This window comes from Caldisericum insulae (genome assembly GCF_047785965.1).
Classification (GTDB): Bacteria; Caldisericota; Caldisericia; order Caldisericales; family Caldisericaceae; genus Caldisericum; species Caldisericum exile_A.
On sequence record NZ_JBLOBF010000002.1, the window covers coordinates 136,099 to 156,811 of the forward strand.

The window sequence follows — 20,713 nt, forward strand, 5'->3', positions numbered from 1 at the left end:
TATACAAGATTTTTGAAATAATCTTTAAAAAATTTTATCCTATAACAGCTTTTTCAACAATAAGTTTACCTTCTTTAAATCTAGAAAGGGTAAGATTGTTAGCTTCTTCAAGAAAAAACATACCATGAGTTATGTAGTGTGCAAGCAATTTGCCAACAATAGGACCAAGCATAAAGCCATGTCCTGAATAACCTGTTCCTATATAAAGATTTGGTATAGGAGTTGGTCCAATAATCGGATGTTTATCAGGAGATACAACATAGTAACCAGCCCACTGCCTCATAAGTCTTACCGAAGCAAGCTTTGGCATTAATCTTAATAGTTCATTTGAAAATTTCTCAAGAAATTCATATGTAGCTTCAAGATTATTCTGTGGTGGCTCATTAGTATCAGTTCCTCCTATAATACGACCTCTATAAGTTTGTGTAAAATAAAGAGAACTATCTACAACCATAGGCGAAAGAAATATTTTTAAAGGTTCGGAAACAACAATTTGATGTTTATAATTTTCAATAGGAATTTCGAATCCTAACTTACTTGCCAATCTTTTAGTTTCATTTCCGGTTGCAAATAAAACTGCAGAAACTCCGTATTTATCTTTGCTTGTAATAACAGTCTTTATTTTTCCACCTTGAAGCTCAAAGTCTTTAACTTCTTCATAATCAAAAACTTCCACACTATTGCCCTTTAAAAATAATCTTAAAGAATCAAGAACATCCTGTGGATATGCGGAGCCATCAGTAGGACACCAAGAGGCGCCGACAATACCTTCAAGACTTAAATCTGGTACAATTTCTTTAATTTCTTCTTTTGAAATAATTTTACTTGGCACTCCAAAAAGATTTTGAAGTTTTACATGACTTTTATATTCATTAAGTGCTTCTTCACTTCTAAGAAGCCAAAGGTATCCTCCTTGTCTAAAATGAATTGGTAATGGCAAACTTTCTTCCCAATATTGCCAAATTTTTACTGCTTCGCGCATCAAAACAATATGCTCTCTTGTTGTAAATTGTTGCCTAATACCTGTGCCGCATCGACCTGTTGAGCCGGAACCAACATAACTTTTTTCAACAATTGCAATATTCTTAACGCCATTTCTCACAAGATAATAGGCCGTAGAAAGGCCCGTTATTCCACCGCCAACTATTAAAACATCATAGTTTTTCATTTTTGCTCTCCTTTGAAAAAATTCCAAATGGGATTGGTGTTTCAGGCGGACGAATCGATATATTTTCTGGAAATTCCTTATTCAGTTCAAAAAGAATTCGTTGGAGAAGAGGAATGCATGTCTTTCCCTGGCACGGACCAGTCCCAATTTTTAGATGCCTTCTTAGAGATTCTATATCTTTAAAACCTTCATTGTATGCTTCAAGAATATCTTCATAGGTCACATCTTCACATCTACAAATGATTATATCTTTCTTATTCATGGATAACCTCTATATTCCTTACTTCATAAATTAGTTTCTCTTCGTAGAAAGAGACAGTAATAACAGAAGATTGAGTTTCTTTTTCGGCCTTTAATACCTTAGTCACCTTACCGGTTCCCACTTTTTCTCCAAGCCTATTTAACAAATAAACTTCATCGCCTACTTTAGGAATTGGAAGCATTTCATAGGGTATTGAAACCTCATACAAAGTATCAGTTTTTCTAACAAGAAAAAGAGCAAGTCCTGGACACACCATCACGCATTTTCCACACCCAATACAAAGATCATAATTTATCTTTGGTGGATCTTTAATATCATTCATAGAAATTGCTCCTGTAGGGCAAGAGGAAACGCACGGATTACAAGGTATTTCCTGTACGCATTCGCTTATTGCAACTGCATGCTTTGATATCTTATCAACTGTTGGAAAATTATCGATTATATCTTCCTTAGTAAGAAAACCTGTTTTAAGATAATCACTCACTCGTTACCTCCTTAATGCCCTCAATAACCTTTAAAGAAAAAGGACTACTCCTGAGACGATTAAGACCCTTTTGTGTCTCACTTAATTCCTCTTCCACACTAAAACCCAATTTTTTAAGAATTGAAAGCGATGCAACTTTTCCCTCAAGCATTGCAGTTGAGGCTTCTTCGATGCCTGCAACATCTCCTGCAATATACACATTTTGTCTTGATGTTTCCATTTCGCTATTTCTTATTGGGACATACCCTCCAAGAGAGGAGATGTATTTCAGCTCACAACCTGCTTGTGCCAAAAGTTGGTATGAAGGTTGAAGACCTACCGCAAGAAGAACGGCATCAACGTCCATTTCAAATTCTTCTCCTGTTTCTTCAAATCTATCGTTCAATTTCGCAAGGACAACTTTCTCAACTCTTCCATTCCCAATTGCTTTCTTTATGGTTGTTTGCGTATAAATTGGCACACCAAATCTTCTTACCTTTGCCGCATGTACAAAGTACCCTCCAATTTTAGAAGTTGCTTCAATTATTGCTTTCACTTTCATTCCTGCTTGTAATAACTGATATGAAACAATCAAGCCCACATTACCAGCACCCACAACAAGTATATTTTCACCAATCTTAATCCCATAAACGTTCATAAGTGTCTGTGCTGCCCCTGCGCCCATTACATTTGGGAGATCGTTTCCCTCAAATGGAATCATCTTTTCGGAAGCACCTGTTGCGAAAATTACAAATCTTGGATATATCTTTAAAAGCTGATTTTCCTTAAAGGCAAGCAATAGGTTTTCTTCTTTGTAATGTGCAAAAACTGTCGAATTAGTGTAATATCTTACTTCCAGATTCTTTAATTCTGAAATGAGTTCTTCAGCAATTTTTATTCCTCGAACTCCTGCACCTTCTTTCTCGGACCCAAAGAATTTATGAGTCTGTTTTATAAGTTGTCCACCTAAATTAGGATTTTGCTCTAAAAGAAGAACATCAATGCCCCTTTTTTTAAGTGTAATCGCAGCATTAAGTCCTGCAGGACCCGAGCCTACAATGAGGACAGTCGGATAAAGCGTTTCAGCATTCTTAAAATGACTATTATCTTTTGGTAATTCTCCAAAACCATTTTGCCTTCTTACAAACATGCCATCTTGTGCAAGTGTTATACATGTTCGTACATTAGGGATACCATTTACTTCCATAAGACATGAAGAACATTTTCCAATAGCACAAAACATACCCCGAGGACGGTGTAACTTTGGGCTCTCTGAAAAAACATAGATACCGTTTCGATAAAGAGCCATTGCAATTGTTTCATCTTGATAAGCTTCTATTGTATTTCCTTCAAATGAAAATTTAACGCTTCCTATCCTTTTAAATTTAAGGATAGGATGATCTCTTATTTCCATCACCCACCACCTTTCAATTCATGCCAAACAAATTATAAAAGAATATTTAATAAATACCAAGATTTCTTAGATCATCCTCGCCCATTCCAAAATAATGACCAATTTCATGGAGTACAACCTTTCTTATCTTTTCTTCAAGTGGAATTTTCTCTAAATTTGCAAAATAAATTATAGGTTGCATAAATATATAAATCCTATCAGGCAAAACCAAACTGTAATTTGCGCCTCTTTTATTTAAGGGAACGCCTACATAAAGCCCAAGAAGTGTTTGAGTAGTAAATTTATGCTCTTCAAGAAAAGTTTGCGTGGGATAATCCAAAATAATAAACTCTAAGTTTTGTATATTTTCTTTAAGTTCTTTCGGTAAATCCGCTAATGTCTTATCAATTACATCTCTAAAAAACTCTAAAATTTCATCCACTTTTACATTATAATGAATTGTGCTTGAGATTAAAAAGATTTACCATTACACCTTAAATATAAATGAGGTAAGACCTTTTGAAACGAAAGTAAAATTTAAACACACAATTTTCACAGATTTTGAAGACGCAAAGGACACCATATTAAATAAACTTTCTTTACATTTCGGAGAAGATAAAATCATTTCAGTAAAATTAAGGTTTGCATTGCAACATAAGATGGTTGCAACATTTATAGATGATGAATTTGTATCTTTTTGCTTTTTCGCTGACAGACCTTTTAGGTTTTCGCTTTTTAAGTTGAAGGAGAAAGAACTTTACTTTTACGATTGTTTCACTTTTGAAAAATTTAGGGGACTCTCTTCTATATATGCCGAAGTAAAATATGTTATTGAAAAATATAGGGAACTCGGATACAATACTGCACACGTAGAAATTGAAGAGAAAAATATTTCTTCACAAAAAGCATTTGCAAAATTAGGCTTTAAAAAGTCTCATATATATTGCTCAATTTCAATTTTTGGGATAAGAATTATCTTTTCAAAAACAATTTCTTGAAAGGGCAAAATCCCGTAATCCCTGTAAGGAAAAGAACAAACCCAACAAAGAAAAGTAGTACCTGCAAAGGATTATGAAACTTAAATACAAAGCCATAAAAATTTGAGTGGGGAAAACCCCCACTCTCATATTTTCCTACAAAATCCGTTATTTCATACCCAACAAAGAATATAAACACCCCAAGCGCAACTCTTATAATACTCTCAATAGTATTTATATTTCTGTCTCTCATTTTTGAGGTTTTTGAGGAACTGATCTTTCAGGTGCTTTATACGGAAGCGGAACATACTGAACCGATGGTCTCATAGAAGGATTTTGTGGATATAGATCCATTAATTCGTAAATTTCGCGAGGCATTTCAGAGGATACATTTAATCCAATATCCTTTGCTTCTTCAAATGTTATTGGGTAATCATGAGTCCAACGTCCCTCTGTAAGCATTGTTGAAATTCTCTCTGCGTCATCCTCCGATCTTCCATTTGCAAGTAATAATTTTTTCACAAATTCTTTTACTTGAACCATAGCCTTTTTTGAAACATCAGCAAGAATAAGAGTTTCATCATCAATTCTGTCTTTATTTTTCTCTTCTAACACTTTTATAATTGATGCTGCAGGATAGTTACCGATCTGTGGATCAACTGGTCCAAGTACTGCATTTTCGTCCATTACAATCTCATCCGAAGCAAGAGCAAGCATGGTACCACCACTCATAGCATAGTGAGGGATAAAAACAGTTACCTTTCCTTTGTGCCTGACAAGAGCTTGAGCAATCTGTTCCGTAGCAAGCACAAGCCCACCAGGTGTATGAAGAATGATATCAATAGGCATTTCTGGTGGTGTAAGCCTTATTGCTCTCAAAATTGCTTCAGAATCCTCAATACTTATATATCTGCTTATAGGTATTCCAAGTAGGCTCATTGTTTCTTGTCTGTGGATAAGAAGAATGACTCTCGATTTTCTCTTCTGCTCAAATCTCCTTATTAGATCCAGTCTTTGCAATTCGAGGTTTTTCTGTTGAAACGCAGGAGAAAGAATAGAGATAATGATAAAAATCCAGAAAAGCCAACTCAAAATTGCACTTGCAGTATCTAATCCGCTCATTGTTTCCTCCTTATGTAAAAAAATTTTTCTTATTTAATTATAACACACACTCCTTTAAAATAAAATAATTTTCATAAAAACTTGTTTCATTTGGCAACGAACGATACAAAATTGACATACGAAAATTTTTTCGTATAATTTAATGTATGGAGAAAATTATTGCACACATAGACATGGATGCATTTTTCGCATCAATTGAGCAAGCAAGAAGACCATGGCTTAAAGGGAAACCAATAGGAATAACAAATCACCCTGATGGAAGATCGGTTATTGCAACAGCTTCATATGAAGCACGTACCTATGGCATTAAATCGGGAATGCCCGTTAAAGAAGCACTAAAATTATTTCCTAATCTTATTTTAGTAAAAGGAGATATGAACTTATATGAAAAAATTTCCGATGAAATTTACGAAATCCTTATAAGATATGCACCAACTGTTGAAAGATTCTCAATTGACGAAGCGTTCTTAGATCTTACATATAAGGTAAAAGATTATGAGGAAGCAAGAGCTATTGGATTAGAGATCAAAAAGGAAATTTTCGATAAATTTTCGCTTCCATCAACCATAGGCATAAGTTATAACAAGCTCATTGCAAAAATTGCATCAAAAGAAGCAAAACCAAATGGCCTACTTGTTATTACAAAAGAGGAGGCTGATACTTTTCTTAGAAAACTTCAAGTATCAAAAATACCTGGGGTAGGTAAAAAGATAGAAGAAGTTTTAAAGAAGAAATTCAATGTGGAAACCATAGAACAGCTCCAGAAAATCGGAATCAACGAACTTATTAAAGTTTTCCACACTTATGGTGTTTTTATCTATAATGCAGCACATGGCGTAGATAATTCTGAAGTTGTAGCAGAGTTCGAAAAAGAGGAAGAAAAATCTATAGGTAATTCAACAACTCTAGATTTTGACACAGACGACATCGAAGTTATAAAAGGAGTTTTAAGAAGATTGTCTTCCAACATTTGCTATAGGCTAAGACTAAAAAGTTTACTTGCCAAGAGAATCACTCTTACAATAAGATATGAGGATTTTTCAACATTTTCTCATAGTAAAAACATCGAAAAAACAAACCTTGATTCTCAAATTTATCAGGAAGTATTAAAATTGTTTTTCGAAATTTACAGTGGACAAAAGGTTCGTCTTCTTGGAGTTTCAGCAACACATTTGAGTCATATACCTTACACACTTTTTAACCACAATGAAGAAAAAAATGAAAAGTTATTAACTGCCATTGATAAAGTAAGAAATAAAATAGGCAACGAAAGTATAAGCTATGCAAACAGCGTGAATTTAAAGTTTAGACTTGCAAATAAAAAAATCAGCGGAGGTAATTCCTCCGCTTTATAAATCTACAATTCAAGTCTTTAGTGCGTAAGAAGAGTTATGAGAATTCCCGCAACTACTGCAGTGCCAATAACACCTGATACATTGGGCCCCATTGCATGCATAAGTAAAAAGTTTCCAGGGTTTTCCTCTTGGCCAACTTTTTGAGAAACCCTTGCAGACATAGGCACAGCAGACACACCAGCAGAACCAATAAGAGGATTGACCTTTCCGCCTGTAAAAATGTAAAATAATTTTCCTATAAGGAGTCCTCCAACTGTCCCTTCACCAAATGCTACTACTCCGAGAACTATAATTTCAACTGTTTTTAAGGTTAGGAATGTATCTCCTTTCATTGTAGAACCAACTGTGGTTGCAAGAAAAATAGTTGCAATATTAATCAATTCATTCGCAGCTGTATGCGTAAGCCTTTCAACAACACCAGATTCCCTAAAAATGTTTCCAAGCATCAACGCACCGATAAGAGGAACAATTGGTGGAAACAAAAGACCTACAAGAATTGTTACAACTATGGGGAAAATTATTTTTTCCAATCTTGAAACAGGACGAAGTTGTTCCATTACGACACTTCTCTCTTTCTTAGTAGTAAGAAGTCTCATTATCGGTGGTTGAATGATCGGAACCATAGACATATATGTATAAGCAGCTACAGCAATTGGACCTAACAAATGGGGTGCAAGTTTTACTGTAGTATAAATTGCAGTAGGTCCATCAGCACCACCTATAATACCAATTGATGCAGCTTCTTTTATATTAAACCCAAGAAGAAGCGAAAAAAGTAATGCAATAAAAATACCAAATTGTGCACCTGCCCCCATAAGCATTGTCCACGGATTTGCAATAAGCGGACCAAAATCTGTCATTGCACCAATGCCCATAAAAATAATTATTGGAAGAAGTTCAGTCTCAACAAGTGATTTATAGATAATATAGAAGAAACCATTTGGAGGATCAGCAATGCCCGAAAGCGGCAGATTAGCAAGAAGTACTCCAAAGCCAATCGGAAGCATTAAAAGCGGCTCTGCGTCCTTAAAAATTGCAAGGTAGATTAGTATAATTGCAATAACAATCATTATTATTTCTTTTATTGTTAATGCAGCAAAACCCGAAAGAGATAATATGTTTAAAAGTCCACCCATATCTACCTCACTATCTTTAAAAGTCTCTTATTTGTGTTTACACTATCCCCAGGTTTTACATAAACTCCCGCTACTCTCCCATCAAAACCTGCAAAAATTTCATTCTCCATCTTCATTGCTTCGATTGTAAGAAGTACATCGCCTTTTTTAATGGTATCTCCTTGCTTAACCATCACTTTTAAGATTTTTCCTGGAAGTGGTGCTAAAACATACTCTGCATTATTTTCCACTACCTCATGATTCGTTTCTTCTTTTATATCTTCAGGCTCTTTTGAATTTGCTTCCTTAATGGCTTCCTTTGGATGTGTCTTATCCACTCCTTTATATTCCTTATAAACCTTTTGTACATTCTCTTTAATAACTTCTTCTATTTCAACTTCATAAACTTCAGAGTCTATTCTTATCTTGTAAACCTTATAAACCTTACCCATTTTTCCACCTCTTCTCCTTTATTGATTTAATATAATTAGGCGTTGTCCTTAAAACTCTTACTTCAGATGCTTCTCCTTTTTCGTTAAAATATTTTGCAAGAGCAATACTCAAAGCAACCATCTTTTTAGATGTTAACTCCCTGTAGGTTTCTCCGAAAACACCTTTTACTTCCTCCTGAGAACTTTTAATATCTTCTTTTGCACTTAATTTCAGAAACTTAAAAAGATATATAACTAAAGCCAATAAAAATAAAATAAACATCGTAATAGTCATTCCATATAATCCAATCATGAATCCTTCTATTATTTGTGAATTCATAAGCCCTCCTACAGAGGAATGTTTCCATGCTTCTTAGGAACTGAGTCTTCGTGTTTACTCCTCAAGAAGTCAAGCATATAGGAAATGATTTTTCTCGTATCTTTTGGATTGATTACATCATCTATATAACCACGTTCTGCTGCAAGATATGGATTTGAAAATTGCTCTCTATATTCCTCAATTTTCTTCTTTCTGATCTCTTCTTTATTTTCTGCTGTTTCAATTTCCTTTGCAAAAATAATATTTGCGGCTCCTTCTGCACCCATTACTGCAATTTCTGCTTGAGGAAATGCAAATACAGCATCTGCCCCAAGATGTCTTGAGCACATTGCAATATATGCACCACCATAAGCCTTTCTCATGACGATCGTTATCTTTGGAACTGTTGCTTCCGAATACGCATACAGAATTTTTGCACCATGTCTTATAACCCCACCGTGTTCTTGTGCTGTCCCTGGCATATAACCAGGGGTATCGACAAATGTAACAAGTGGGATATTAAAAGCATCACAAAATCGAACAAATCGTGCAATTTTATCGGATGAATTTATATCAAGAACTCCCGCAAGATATGCTGGTTGATTTGCAACAATTCCCACAGTTCTTCCATTAATTCTTGCGAATCCAACGACTGCATTCCGGGCAAAATCTTCGTGAACTTCAAAAAAAGTATTTTCATCAACAACCTCGTTTATTACTTCTTTTACATCAAATGATAAATTTGGTTCATCTGGCACAATTTCAAGAAGCAATGGAGTTTCACGGTTTGGTAAATCAGGTGTTGCAATCTTAGGTGGATCTTGGAGATAATTATCAGGGAGATATGAAAGAAGAGTTTTAGCAATATTTATTGCATCCTCATCATTTTTTGCAAGAAAATGAGCAACACCACTCTTCTCATTATGAACAACGCCACCACCCAACTGTTCATGAGTTACTTTTTCGCCAGTTACTGCCTCAACTACGTTAGGACCTGTTATGTACATCGTTGCTTGCTCGGTCATTATGATAAAATCCATCAAGGCAGGAGAATATACTGCACCACCTGCAGTTGGTCCTAACTGCAAAGAGATTTGGGGTATTACACCGGATGCCCTAACATTTCTTAAAAAGATCTCACCATAACCTCTTAAAGAATCGACACCTTCTTGTATTCTTGCTCCACCAGAGTCGTTCATTGCAACAAAAGGAATACCAAGTTTCATCGCAAGTTCTTGCATTTTAACGATCTTAAGCGCATGCATCTCCCCAAGAGATCCACCAAGAGAGGTGAAATCCTGAGAATAAAGTGCAACTCTTCTCCCATTTATCAATCCAATTCCTGTTACAACACCATCTGCAGGAATAATTTTTTTGTTTAGGCCGAAATAGGTTGAACGAGTTTTTACAAATGGGTCAAATTCCTCAAAAGTGCCAGGATCGATAAGCAAATTAATTCGCTCACGTGCAGTCAGCTTACCTTTTTGATGTTGCTTTTCAGCAGCTTGAGGATCCAAATTTTTAGTTTTACTCTTCTTTTCCTCAAGTTGTTTTAATTTGTCTTCAATAGACATATCTACCTCCCATAGATTTTTGAAAAAATACATCAAAATTGTAACAAATTTTAAATCAAAAATCAATAAGAAATGTTAAATTTCTAACAAATTTTTTAAAAATTACTTATAGAAGTTAAGAACGGTTCCACTAAATATTCTCTCAACCTTGTTCCTTGTTTTTAAAATTAGTTCGCCATAAATCCCCACACCTTCAACAATTCCTCTATAAATATTATTAGACTCTAATTCAATCTCATCATTTAAAAAGATAAGATTTTCGTTATATTCGTTAACAAAATTTTTAAAGCCGTTTCTTAAAAATTCATTAATCAAATTTTCTTCTTCATCCAAAATTTCATAAAACAAGTGTAATTCGTTAACTTCACTAAAGTCTGACAAACGTGCAGAAATCTTTTTAAATTCTTCCGAAACTTTATTAGAAACATTTATTCCAATCCCTGCGTAAACATAATCACTTTTCTCAATGAGAATCCCGCCAAGTTTCTTTCTTCCTACAACTATATCATTTGGCCACTTTACCTTAACACTATTTACATATCGCTTAAGAACTCTTATTATAGGAATTGAAAGGAACGTAGAAAAACCAAGAATCTGTTCCAAAGACAATACCTCGGTAAAATACAAACCACCAAAATTAGAATTCCAACTTCTTCCGTATTGTCCTCGTCCAAAACGTTGTATATTTGATTGCAAAACAAAAGGTGGATTAAAGAAATTTTTTAATTTCTTAGCAAGATCCATGGTTGAGTCGCATTCAAAAACTGTTATTATTTCGTTGAAGTATTTCATATAAAATTATATTTGATTATTGGAATTTTTTGATATCATTAATATATGGAGAACGTTAAACTAAAAGTTGCAGTAATCATTGCAAGTGATACAAGAAGCTCCGGCGTAAACAAAGATGAAACAATTCCGATTTTGAAGAAATTCATTGAAGAGTCTAACTGGGTTTTGATAGATGCATCTATTGTCCCAGATGAAAGAGAACTTCTAAAAGAAAAAATGATCTTCTACGCAGATATTCTAAAAGTTGATTTAATTCTTACAAGTGGAGGAACAGGCCCATCAAAAAGAGATGTCACACCAGAGGCAACAAGAGATGTTATACAAAAAGAATTGCCAGGTTTTTCTGAAGCAATTAGAATGGAAAGCTTTAAGACAGTAAAAACTGCTATTCTTTCAAGAGGTATCTCAGGGATTAGAAATGATACATTAATTATTAATCTCCCGGGAAATCCAAAAGGTGCAATAGATTCGCTAACAGTAATAAAAGAAGCGATACCTCATTGCATAGAGATAATGCAGGGAAAAGGAGGGTCGAATGGACACGATTCTAAGTGAACTTTCAAAGGTTGAAGGAGTAAGAGGCGTTGCAGTTGTAAGTACTGATGGATTAATAGTGGAAGCAAACCTACCACAAGATCTTGATCCAGATGCAGTTGCTGGTATGTGTGCAACAAGTTTTAGAAACAGTGTAACCACAGCAAAGGTCCTTGGTTCAGGAAAAGTAAAACATGTACTTATTGAAACAGATACAGACTTTATCATTTTTTCATCGCTTGGAAATGGATTCCTTGCAGTTGTTTCAAGTAGAAAAGTAAATCTCGGATATTTAAGGATAAAAATTGACAAGGCAGTGAAAGAAATCAAAGAGAAAATGTTAGAGGAGTAAAAAACCTTCATACTTTTTTCACAATTTATGCTTAAAATTAATTTGTTGGAGGTGAATTATGGAAGAATTTGAGCATCACGAAAGAAAAGGTTGGATAGTCTATCTTGTTGTAGGTATTATTATCGGAAGTATTTTGGGTGGCATCTTTGGAACTTTTATCGTGTTTAAAAACCCAACCATTTTCCCTTGGATCCTGAGCCAAACACCACAAACTCAAATTGGTACAAATCAAACACAAGTTCAAGTACCCACCAATCTCATTGATATACAAAACCAAGTAGAAGAAGTTGCTAACAAAGTTTCACCTGCCGTTGTGAGGATTGTCTCTACAACCCAAGTCATATCTCCATTTTTCCTCCAGGTTATTCCACAAGAAGGATTGGGCTCTGGTGTAATAATAAGAGAAGATGGTTTAATATTAACAAATAATCATGTTATTGCAGATGCTACAAAAATCGAAGTAACATTAAGTAATGGCAAAACTTATAAAGGTGAAGTTTTAGGAGCAGATCCAATTTCAGATCTTGCCCTTGTAAAAATTAATGCAACAAACCTTCCGACAGCTCCGTTAGGTGATTCATCAAAAGTTAAAGTTGGTGAATTTGTAGTAGCAATAGGGAATCCTTATGGTCTTGACCATACTGTAACTTTTGGAGTTATTTCTGCTGTAGAAAGAAACATAGATACGGGCAACAACACAATGTATGGAGTAATCCAAACTGACGCTGCCATTAATCCAGGTAATAGCGGTGGACCCTTAGTGAACCTCAAAGGAGAAGTTATAGGAATCAATACGATGATCTATCAGAATGCACAAGGTCTTGGATTTGCAGTATCTTCAAATACAGCAAAGAAAGTTATAGATAGTATATTAAAGACGGGGAAAGTAAGATGGCCGTATCTTGGCATACAAGTTACAACAATGACACAAGAAATTGCAAACTCATATAATATCGCTTATACTGAGGGAGCGTTTGTTGTCGATGTAGTAGTTGGCAGTCCTGCATATATGGGAGGAATTAGAAAATATGATGTAATTACGGCAGTAAACGGAAAAGCAATTAAAACAGCAGATGACCTAATTTCAACAATAAGAAATTATTCGCCAAACGACAGGGTAACAATAACAGTTTCGAGAAATGGTAAAATGATGGACCTTCAGGTTGTGCTTGGCTCAAAGTAGTTAATCTTTAGGGTTTACATTTACAATACTTGGGGCAGGAAAAACTCTTGCCCCAATAATTTTTTTACGAAAGGCATCTGTAAAAAGCTTGTAAAGATCTTGGGGATAAGTTTGCGTCCTTATACTTAGTTCATATACTTTAGAACCCTCACTAAATTTTTCAACCGGACCATAAATTTTTGCATCACTCAAGTCATTCATAAATATCGGTTGAATATTTTTTGTACTCAATTTAAATTCGTAAAGAAAAACAAAAGGAGGATAACCTAACTCTTTTCTAAACGATAACTCAACCATCAGAAAGTTGAATTCGTTATCATTTTTAAAGTTTTCAATTATATAATTCTCCTTCTCATAGGTCTGAACGAAAATGTCATTGGGATAGGTTTCAAATGCTCCTTGCCTTAGGTACTTGAATGCCTCAAAAGTAGTATAAATTTCGCTTCCATTAAGAAATGTATCCGCACTTACAAAAGCTAAAAGACCTACATTTTTAAAGTTCAAATGAGAAAAGATCGCCTCAGTTCCAAGAAAAATGGTCTTTTCAAAATTCTTTGAATCATAAATTATTTCACTTCCACCTTCAATAATAACAAGATTTGTATTTCTGAAAACATTTTTAAGAGAGTTAGATAATTTCTGGATGCCATAACCTAAATAAAGAATCGACAAACTTCCACAGCGAGGACATTTTTCTATTGGCTGTTCTGTATGCCCACAAATAGGACAAATAAGCAAATTCACTTCTTTATCAAAATATAAAGTACTCCTGCAAACAGGACATCTATGAACATACCCACACTCACCACATACAATAAAAGTTGAATACGGTTTTCTGTTTAGAACAATTGCGACATTTTTATTTGAATCTAATGCCTTCCTAATTTTGCTTTCAAGGTAAGAAGAGATTGGAGATAGAGCGTCGGATTTTGGCTCTCTTCTCATATCAATGATCCTTTTATTTTGGTTTTTTAAATCTTTTATATTAGAAAGTTCAAAACCCTTTTCTTTTTGAAAATAATAAATTACATCGTCCAACGAATAAGTGGAAAAAATAAGTGATACATTTTCATATTCACTTTTCTTGTATGCAACAATTCTTGTATCAAAAGGAAGGTATTCATGCGGTAAATGATATTTAGAGGATGCATCTTCTACAATAATAAATTGCAGATTCGGAATGTCCACAAACAGTGAAAATGGAGTAGATATAATTATGCGTTTGCCTAATTTTAACTGCCTTCTAATTTCGCTTTTTTCCTTACCTATGTTCCCAAATACAATTCCTGGGAAAAAGCTTTCATAAAGTTCACTTAGTGTTTTAATAAGCGCAATTTCGTTAGCAACCACAAGTACAGTTCCTTTTTCTTTCAATGCACTTTTAAAAATATTTGATATGTATAATACCCTCTCCTTTAAACTCCCTCCGTTTACAATTAACCTTTTATTTTCATCTTTTACTGCTAATTCCGGTATTTCTTCCTCAATTTCTTTAATAACGCCTTCTTTTAAAAGCATTTCTATAATTTCTAATCCGTTTCTTATTTTGTATATTGCGTCTCTATATGGCAAGGCTCTATTTTTCTTTATTCTAATAAGAACTTCCTTAATAGATTTAGCTATTCCTTTTTTGTGTATCATTTCTTCAAAAAGTTTCTCATTATTGATTGAAAGCAACTTATTAGACGGATACGGCGGCTTATATTGAATGTTGATCAGTTTTTTAATCTCAATTTCCCTCAAAAATTGCTTTAAATATTTAATTTTTGTTTTAGATTTATTCCTTAAACTATATAAAGAAATAGGAAAATTCTCAAATATTATATTTGCGATATTCTTTTTATCTTCTGATTTTAAGGAATTTTTAAAATCGGCAAATGATTCTGTATCAACTACACTAACAATTGGAATCAATTCGCCTTCTGCATATGTCCCGTAAACTTTGTTTATGAGTGAATGTATTGAGATAAGAAAAGACTCAGAAACAAAATACAAAAGTTTTGCAATTTCCTTTGAAAAAAGATTTTTTTCTACAACAGAAATTACACTTTTTATTTGATCCTTAGACAAATTTTCAGGAATTTTATCGACAATTTTTAAAACATAAGCAAGTTTAGGCCTATTATTCTCTCCAAGAGGAACAAGAACTCGAGATCCTACTTCAATATCTAAAAAATCGGGGGCTTCATAGAAGAGCACATCAAATGGAAAGTACGCATCTTCTATTGCAACCCCCGCAAACTTACTCATTATATCTTCAATTCAGTTTTTATTGCATCTACTAAATCTGTTCTCTCCCAGGTAAATTCTGGCTCTTCACGACCAAAATGCCCGTAGGAAGCAGTTTTCTGGTATATGGGACGTCTGAGATCAAGATGTTGTATAATTCCGAGAGGAGAAAGATCCACAAGTTTTAGGAGGACTCTTTCAAGCTCAGAATCTGGAACAATACCTGTGCCAAAGGTGTCAACCATAAATGATACAGGTTGTGTTTCTCCAATGACATATGCCACTTGAATGAGACACTCTTTTGCAATACCTGCCTTAACTATATTCTTTGCAAGATAACGCATCATATATGTTGCAGACCTATCGACTTTTGTTGGATCTTTACCTGAGAATGCACCACCACCATGAGGAGCAAGGCCACCATAGGTATCCACCTCAAGTTTTCTTCCAGTCATACCTGTATCAGATTGAGGGCCACCTACAACGAATTTCCCAGTAGGATTAATGTGAAACCTTGTATTAGGTGTAAGAAGATGCGAAGGGATTACTTGCTTTGCAATATTCTCGATAATGAGTTGTCTTGCTTCATCGCTCATTTCATCTGTTCTAGGATCAAGTAGTTCCTCTGTATGCTGAGTTGAAATCACAACATCTGTAACTTCAATTGCTTTTCCTTCCTCATATCTGAGAGTAACCTGCGCTTTTCCATCAGGTCCAAGGAATGGTGCAAGGTTTTTCGGTTCACCAGATTTCCTAACTGAAGCAAGTTTTTGGGTTAACCCATGAGCAAGAACTATTGGGAGAGGCATAAGTTGAGGTGTTTCGTCAATAGCATAACCATACATAATTCCCTGATCACCTGCACCACCTTTATCCACTCCCCTTGCAATATCAGGAGATTGCCTTCCCACTGCATTTAATACTGCACAAGTTCTATAATCAAAACCATACTTTGGAGAAGTATAACCAACTTCTTTTACAGTCTGTCGAGTAATCTCAGAAATATCAACCCATGCACTTGTTGTAATTTCTCCACCTACAATTATAAGACCATGCGTTACATAGGTCTCACAAGCAACACGACCACTTGGATCTTGTTTTATAATCTCATCTAAAATTTTATCAGAAATTTGATCTGCCAGTTTGTCTGGATGACCTTCAGCAACTGACTCTGTTGTCACAAATCTCTTTTTCTCGTTTCTAACCATCTTAACCTCCTAATTAAAATTTGAATATTTTAGAAAAAACAAACTCTGCTATGCTTTCCTTATCGCCTTCAAACTCACTTATTGAGCCTGCTCTATCTATCAAAATGATTTTTCCTGTATCGCTTCCAATATTTTCAGGCAAATTTGCAACTATATAATCAAGATTTTTTTCTTCTAACTTCTTTTTAGCATTCTCAATAAGATTATCTGTTTGAAGTGCAAATCCTACAAATATTTTGTTATCTTTATATTTTGAGGCTTCCTTGAGGACATCAACAGTTGCAATAAGTTCTAATGTAAGATTGTTGAATTTCGGAAGTTTATTAGGCTTCGACTCTTTTGGTTTGTAATCAGATGGTGCTGCCGCCATTACAAACAAATCGCAATTTCTTACTTCGTTACCAACCGCATTGTAGAGATCTTCTGTTGTATCGACTCTTACAATTTTCATTCCGAAAGGCAATTTCTGAGAAGTATGTGCAACAATTAGCGTGACATCTGCACCTAATCTTCTTGCCACTTTTGCAAAGGCGATACCCATTTTTCCAGACGAACCATTAGTTATAAATCTAACTGGATCAATATATTCTCTCGTTGAGCCACTTGTTACGAGCACCTTTAATCCCTGTAATTTCTTAGGCGATAGTTCAACAAGAATCTCTTCAAAAATTTCGTCTGGTTCTTTAAGGCGACCTTTACCTTTTTCAAGATCTGCTAAAAAACCTTCATCTGGCTCTAAAATTTTATAACCAAATGTTTTAAGTATCTCAATGTTCTTCTGAGTTGCAGGATGTAGAAGCATGTTTTCGTTCATAGAAGGAGCAATAAGAGTAGGTTTTCTTGAGGCAAGAAGCGTTGTCAAAAGTAAACTATCTGAAATTCCTGAGGCAACTTTTGAAATAAAATCAGCAGTTGCAGGAACAACAACAATTAGATCCGCCCACCTTGATAGCACAAGATGTATTGATGATCCATTAATAACAGAAAATTGATCGTTATCTGTATATACTTCTTCTGCGCCGAGCGAAAGAAAAGAAAAAGGAGTAACAAATTTCTCTCCGCCCCTTGTAATAACTACCTTAACCTTTATACCTTTCTTTACAAGGAGCCTTAAAACCTCAAGAGATTTGTATGCTGCAACCCCACCAGTTACAGCAAGAAGTACTTTATTCTCTATTTTCCTTCTCCTTATTCAAAAGATATTCTTGGACCTTGTAAATAAAGTCAGCCGCATAAAACGGATTGTAAACGGTTAGATTTAACTTATATAACTTTTGCCCTTCTTCAATAAGCACTTGTATTAGCCTGTATTTGTTATCAATAACTTCCTTCAAAAGCTTCATATAAATTTCTGAATCTTGCATGCCTCACCTCTCTAAACTAAATATCTACCTAAATTTATTTTATGGCATAAAATTATTTTATCAAAAATAAAAATATAGTCAATTTTCTTTAAAACAAAATTTACTTATAATCTAAGGAAATGAAAAATGAGATGGAAATAAAAAGATTAGGAAATGATTTATATTTTTCAATTATCATTCCCGCTCATAACGAAGAGGATTACATATACGAAACCTTAAGCAAATTAGAAAATCTGAACTATCCAAAAGATAAGTTTGAAGTAATTGTAGTTGAAAATGGTTCGAAAGATAAAACAAATGAAATAATTGATGATTTTAAAAAAACGACCAAACTTGATATGCAGGTTGCAAAACTCGAAAAGAATGGAGTCTCAGCTGCAAAAAATTTTGGTGCACGCTTGATAAATTCAAATGCTCAATGGCTGATCTTTCTTGATGCTGATACACATCTTGAAAAAGATTTTCTAAAAGAATTGAACGAATTGATTACAAAAATGAGAGATGTTGTAATAATAGCAACCTCTCTTAGACCATTAAATGATTCATTTAAAGCAAGAGCATGGTTTAATTTCTATAACTTTGGACGATGGGTAAGCCAAAGTTCAATGTCTATACAAATAGTGAGAAAAGATATATTCAAAAAAATAAAATTCGACGAGTCATTGACGTTTAACGAAGATTTAACTCTCATAAAGAAGGCAAAAAAGTTTGGTAAGTTTTACTATTTTTGGACTGATAAGGTATACACATCTACACGTAGATTTGATGAGGTAGGCTATATGAAACAATTTATAATTTGGGTTTGGTGGAACATTATTCCAGAAAGAAGGAAAATAAAATACCCCGTAATAAGATAATTACGGCAAATAATCTAAAGGATTTACAGGTGTTGACTTTCCAGTTATTGGATCAATCTTGTAAATTGAAAAATGCAGGTGTGGACCCGTTGACCAACCTGTGTTATCAGAATAAGCAATAATTTGCCCTTGTTTAACTTCTTCACCTTCTTTTACAACGAAACTCTTCAAATGTGCATAAAGGGTCGAGAAGTTCTGTCCATGAGATATTATTACAACGTTTCCGTATCCTTCAAGCCACTTCGTTGCTATAACAGTTCCCGATGCTGCGGCTTTAATTGGCGTACCTGTGGGAATCCCTATGTCAATACCGTCGTGCAATCTCCATATATGAAGAATTGGATGAAACCTCATTCCAAACTCTGATGTTATTGGACCTTTTGCAGGCCAAATAAAAGTACCAGAATAAATACCTTTCTTCCTCTGCTCTTCTATTAGTTTCTGAATTAGTTCTTCTTCCTTTTTGATTTCTTCTTCAAGTTCGCTCTGTTTATACAAAAGATATGTCTTCTTTTCCTTGAGTGTTGTAAGAAGCCTATTTTTCATATCAATTTCTTGAAGTAGTATGTTCTCTTGTTCCTGCTTCTCCTTTAACACTGCTTCATATTCTTTTTCTGCTTTTGACAGATCACTTTTAAATTTCTCAAGTTGAAGCTTGTCTTTTTCTGCTTGTTCCATCAACTTTCTGGTATAATCAGAAATATAACTTATGTATGTGATTCTTTTGTAAACAGATTCAGGATCACTTCCTTCATACAAAAGTTCAACAGGAGAAATTGCAGTAAGTTTATATGAAAGATTTATTGCCTCTTCGAGATCCTTTTGCCTTTTTGAAATTTCCGCTTCTTTATCTTTTATTTCCTGTTCTTTTACTTTAATTTGTGTGTTAAGATCATCGATTTTTATCTGAGTTTTCTTTATTTCTTCTTCAAGATATGAAACCTCACTTGAAAGATTATTGACCAATGCATTAATCTCTCTTGTAGATTGATCAATACTTACGATATTCTTCTTAATCTGTTCAAGTTGAGCCTTATACTGAGCAAGTTTTTTTTGCTCCTCTTCGAGGCCAGATTTAACGACAGTAACATTAAAAAGCAAAGTTAATATAGAAACTAAAACTAACAACTTAGCACCAATTTTTTTAAAATGAAATATCCTCGCTTCATTTAACATTTCTAAACCTTAAAATAGATATAATGCTTCCTATAAGCGAAGAAACTATTGAAAAGATAAGTAATACAAAAAGCAACATATTAAAGTTAATATTTCCCGAAATAGTTGCGTAAGGTATTATCCCCTGAACAATCCCTGAGCTTAATTCATTAACTTTCTCTATCAAATAATACGATATACCCCAAGCAACCAAATTAAGGAAGACAACGATTAGCAAGAAAGGAAGAAAAGTAAATACCGCATCTGCTCCTATAAGCTTTAGCACTCTTATATCATTTCTTCTATAATCAAGTAAAAGTGTTGTTGTATTCTGAACCGTAAATATAAATTCAACAAGGACTGCAAGCATCACAGATGTAAAAATGAGATAAATTACATTAATAAGATTGTTTATTTTATTTGCGGTATCTTGAGAAAACACAACAACATCAACAGTTTGCAAATCTTTAATAATATCTGTAATTCTTTTTCCGAGACTTATATCATTTAATTCAACTGTTGCAGAATAAGGAAGAGGATTTTTACCTAAACTTGTCAAAATACCCTGATACTGAGGAAAAATTTTTATAAACTCTTCTTTTGCTTGATCTGGTGTTGTTAGAGTGACACTTTTTACACCATCAATTGCGTTTATCGTTGAAATAGTTGACTCAACATCAGCTCCATTTAAATTCTGTTTAAAGAATACAACAATTCTCACCTTTTCCTTCAATGTGAGAGAGCTCTGAAAGAGTTTTTTACCAATTATATAAGTTGATCCAAGCGCAACCATACCAACTAAAAGTGAGATAATCGTTACAATAGCAATTTTTTTAGTTTCCTTCAAAACCAATAATGTA

At 34.2% G+C, this 20,713-nt stretch carries 24 protein-coding genes; 6 read left to right on the forward strand and 18 right to left on the reverse strand.

Annotated elements, in window-relative coordinates; translation table 11 throughout:
- Positions 1 to 34: 34 nt before the first annotated feature.
- Genes ACMV0E_RS02560 through ACMV0E_RS02580 form a run of 5 tightly spaced genes read right to left on the reverse strand, consistent with a single transcriptional unit; the run spans position 35 to position 3,728 of the window.
- Positions 35 to 1,168: an NAD(P)/FAD-dependent oxidoreductase gene (locus ACMV0E_RS02560; protein WP_416084813.1), complete on the reverse strand. Its 1,134-nt coding sequence runs from the start codon at positions 1,166 to 1,168 to the stop codon at positions 35 to 37.
- The gene (locus ACMV0E_RS02565; protein ID WP_416084814.1) at positions 1,155 to 1,430 is read right to left on the reverse strand and encodes a (2Fe-2S)-binding protein; all 276 of its coding nucleotides are present in this window, start codon (positions 1,428 to 1,430) and stop codon (positions 1,155 to 1,157) included. Before ACMV0E_RS02565 ends, ACMV0E_RS02560 begins: the two co-directional genes overlap by 14 nt.
- Complete coding sequence (locus tag ACMV0E_RS02570) at positions 1,423 to 1,914, reverse strand: 4Fe-4S binding protein (protein WP_416084815.1); 492 nt, start codon at positions 1,912 to 1,914, stop codon at positions 1,423 to 1,425. The genes ACMV0E_RS02565 and ACMV0E_RS02570 overlap by 8 nt, the downstream gene beginning before the upstream one ends.
- Positions 1,907 to 3,307, reverse strand: a complete 1,401-nt coding sequence (locus ACMV0E_RS02575) for an FAD-dependent oxidoreductase (RefSeq protein WP_416084816.1) — start codon at positions 3,305 to 3,307, stop codon at positions 1,907 to 1,909. The genes ACMV0E_RS02570 and ACMV0E_RS02575 overlap by 8 nt, the downstream gene beginning before the upstream one ends.
- Before the next feature lie 46 nt (positions 3,308 to 3,353).
- Positions 3,354 to 3,728, reverse strand: a complete 375-nt coding sequence (locus ACMV0E_RS02580) for a metallopeptidase family protein (protein WP_416084817.1) — start codon at positions 3,726 to 3,728, stop codon at positions 3,354 to 3,356.
- A 19-nt stretch (positions 3,729 to 3,747) separates the two neighbouring features.
- On the opposite strand from ACMV0E_RS02580, the gene ACMV0E_RS02585 reads away from it, so the two are divergent.
- Positions 3,748 to 4,284, forward strand: coding sequence for a GNAT family N-acetyltransferase (locus ACMV0E_RS02585; protein ID WP_416084818.1), 537 nt, complete (start codon positions 3,748 to 3,750; stop codon positions 4,282 to 4,284).
- Here ACMV0E_RS02585 and ACMV0E_RS02590 read toward each other — a convergent pair.
- Positions 4,259 to 4,516, reverse strand: coding sequence for a YgaP family membrane protein (locus ACMV0E_RS02590; protein ID WP_416084819.1), 258 nt, complete (start codon positions 4,514 to 4,516; stop codon positions 4,259 to 4,261). The genes ACMV0E_RS02585 and ACMV0E_RS02590 overlap by 26 nt on opposite strands.
- Complete coding sequence (locus ACMV0E_RS02595) at positions 4,513 to 5,385, reverse strand: SDH family Clp fold serine proteinase (protein ID WP_416084820.1); 873 nt, start codon at positions 5,383 to 5,385, stop codon at positions 4,513 to 4,515. The genes ACMV0E_RS02590 and ACMV0E_RS02595 overlap by 4 nt, the downstream gene beginning before the upstream one ends.
- Positions 5,386 to 5,531: 146 nt before the next feature.
- Between ACMV0E_RS02595 and dinB the strand changes: the two genes are divergently transcribed.
- Positions 5,532 to 6,740: a DNA polymerase IV gene (gene dinB, locus ACMV0E_RS02600; protein WP_416084821.1), complete on the forward strand. Its 1,209-nt coding sequence runs from the start codon at positions 5,532 to 5,534 to the stop codon at positions 6,738 to 6,740.
- Positions 6,741 to 6,757: 17 nt separating this feature from the next.
- Here the strand turns inward: dinB and ACMV0E_RS02605 are convergent, their stop codons facing one another.
- The 5 genes from ACMV0E_RS02605 to ACMV0E_RS02625 form a co-directional block, all read right to left on the reverse strand.
- A complete protein-coding gene (locus ACMV0E_RS02605) occupies positions 6,758 to 7,876 on the reverse strand; it encodes a sodium ion-translocating decarboxylase subunit beta (protein ID WP_416084822.1) in 1,119 nt (372 codons plus the stop codon).
- A 2-nt stretch (positions 7,877 to 7,878) separates the two neighbouring features.
- The gene (locus tag ACMV0E_RS02610) at positions 7,879 to 8,307 is read right to left on the reverse strand and encodes a biotin/lipoyl-containing protein (protein WP_416084823.1); all 429 of its coding nucleotides are present in this window, start codon (positions 8,305 to 8,307) and stop codon (positions 7,879 to 7,881) included.
- Positions 8,300 to 8,626 (reverse strand): OadG family protein, encoded by a 327-nt coding sequence (locus ACMV0E_RS02615; RefSeq protein WP_416084824.1) that lies wholly within the window; start codon positions 8,624 to 8,626, stop codon positions 8,300 to 8,302. Before ACMV0E_RS02615 ends, ACMV0E_RS02610 begins: the two co-directional genes overlap by 8 nt.
- Positions 8,627 to 8,634: 8 nt before the next feature.
- Positions 8,635 to 10,179: an acyl-CoA carboxylase subunit beta gene (locus tag ACMV0E_RS02620; RefSeq protein ID WP_416084825.1), complete on the reverse strand. Its 1,545-nt coding sequence runs from the start codon at positions 10,177 to 10,179 to the stop codon at positions 8,635 to 8,637.
- 102 nt (positions 10,180 to 10,281) lie between these two features.
- Entirely contained in the window at positions 10,282 to 10,971 is a 690-nt protein-coding gene (locus ACMV0E_RS02625) for a biotin--[acetyl-CoA-carboxylase] ligase (RefSeq protein WP_416084826.1), read from the reverse strand.
- A 45-nt stretch (positions 10,972 to 11,016) separates the two neighbouring features.
- On the opposite strand from ACMV0E_RS02625, the gene ACMV0E_RS02630 reads away from it, so the two are divergent.
- From ACMV0E_RS02630 to ACMV0E_RS02640, 3 genes are read left to right on the forward strand one after another with little or no spacing between them, the layout of a single operon-like run.
- A complete protein-coding gene (locus tag ACMV0E_RS02630; RefSeq protein ID WP_416084827.1) occupies positions 11,017 to 11,526 on the forward strand; it encodes a MogA/MoaB family molybdenum cofactor biosynthesis protein in 510 nt (169 codons plus the stop codon).
- A complete protein-coding gene (locus ACMV0E_RS02635; RefSeq protein ID WP_416084828.1) occupies positions 11,507 to 11,857 on the forward strand; it encodes a roadblock/LC7 domain-containing protein in 351 nt (116 codons plus the stop codon). The genes ACMV0E_RS02630 and ACMV0E_RS02635 overlap by 20 nt, the downstream gene beginning before the upstream one ends.
- A gap of 58 nt (positions 11,858 to 11,915) precedes the next feature.
- Entirely contained in the window at positions 11,916 to 13,040 is a 1,125-nt protein-coding gene (locus ACMV0E_RS02640) for a S1C family serine protease (protein WP_416084829.1), read from the forward strand.
- Here the strand turns inward: ACMV0E_RS02640 and ACMV0E_RS02645 are convergent, their stop codons facing one another.
- From ACMV0E_RS02645 to ACMV0E_RS02660, 4 genes are read right to left on the reverse strand one after another with little or no spacing between them, the layout of a single operon-like run.
- Complete coding sequence (locus ACMV0E_RS02645; protein WP_416084830.1) at positions 13,041 to 15,290, reverse strand: primosomal protein N' family DNA-binding protein; 2,250 nt, start codon at positions 15,288 to 15,290, stop codon at positions 13,041 to 13,043.
- Positions 15,290 to 16,477 (reverse strand): methionine adenosyltransferase, encoded by a 1,188-nt coding sequence (gene metK / locus ACMV0E_RS02650; RefSeq protein ID WP_416084831.1) that lies wholly within the window; start codon positions 16,475 to 16,477, stop codon positions 15,290 to 15,292. Before metK ends, ACMV0E_RS02645 begins: the two co-directional genes overlap by 1 nt.
- Before the next feature lie 13 nt (positions 16,478 to 16,490).
- Positions 16,491 to 17,669, reverse strand: coding sequence for a bifunctional phosphopantothenoylcysteine decarboxylase/phosphopantothenate--cysteine ligase CoaBC (gene coaBC, locus ACMV0E_RS02655; RefSeq protein ID WP_416084883.1), 1,179 nt, complete (start codon positions 17,667 to 17,669; stop codon positions 16,491 to 16,493).
- Positions 17,644 to 17,841 (reverse strand): hypothetical protein, encoded by a 198-nt coding sequence (locus ACMV0E_RS02660; RefSeq protein WP_416084832.1) that lies wholly within the window; start codon positions 17,839 to 17,841, stop codon positions 17,644 to 17,646. The genes coaBC and ACMV0E_RS02660 overlap by 26 nt, the downstream gene beginning before the upstream one ends.
- Before the next feature lie 119 nt (positions 17,842 to 17,960).
- Here ACMV0E_RS02660 and ACMV0E_RS02665 point away from each other — a divergent pair, with 119 nt between their 5' ends.
- Entirely contained in the window at positions 17,961 to 18,698 is a 738-nt protein-coding gene (locus ACMV0E_RS02665) for a glycosyltransferase family 2 protein (protein WP_416084833.1), read from the forward strand.
- On the opposite strand, the gene ACMV0E_RS02670 is transcribed toward ACMV0E_RS02665, so the two are convergent.
- Both ACMV0E_RS02670 and ACMV0E_RS02675 read right to left on the reverse strand, forming a co-directional pair.
- Positions 18,699 to 19,874 (reverse strand): murein hydrolase activator EnvC family protein, encoded by a 1,176-nt coding sequence (locus ACMV0E_RS02670; RefSeq protein WP_416084834.1) that lies wholly within the window; start codon positions 19,872 to 19,874, stop codon positions 18,699 to 18,701.
- Complete coding sequence (locus tag ACMV0E_RS02675; protein WP_416084835.1) at positions 19,864 to 20,700, reverse strand: cell division protein FtsX; 837 nt, start codon at positions 20,698 to 20,700, stop codon at positions 19,864 to 19,866. The genes ACMV0E_RS02670 and ACMV0E_RS02675 overlap by 11 nt, the downstream gene beginning before the upstream one ends.
- Positions 20,701 to 20,713: the final 13 nt, after the last annotated feature.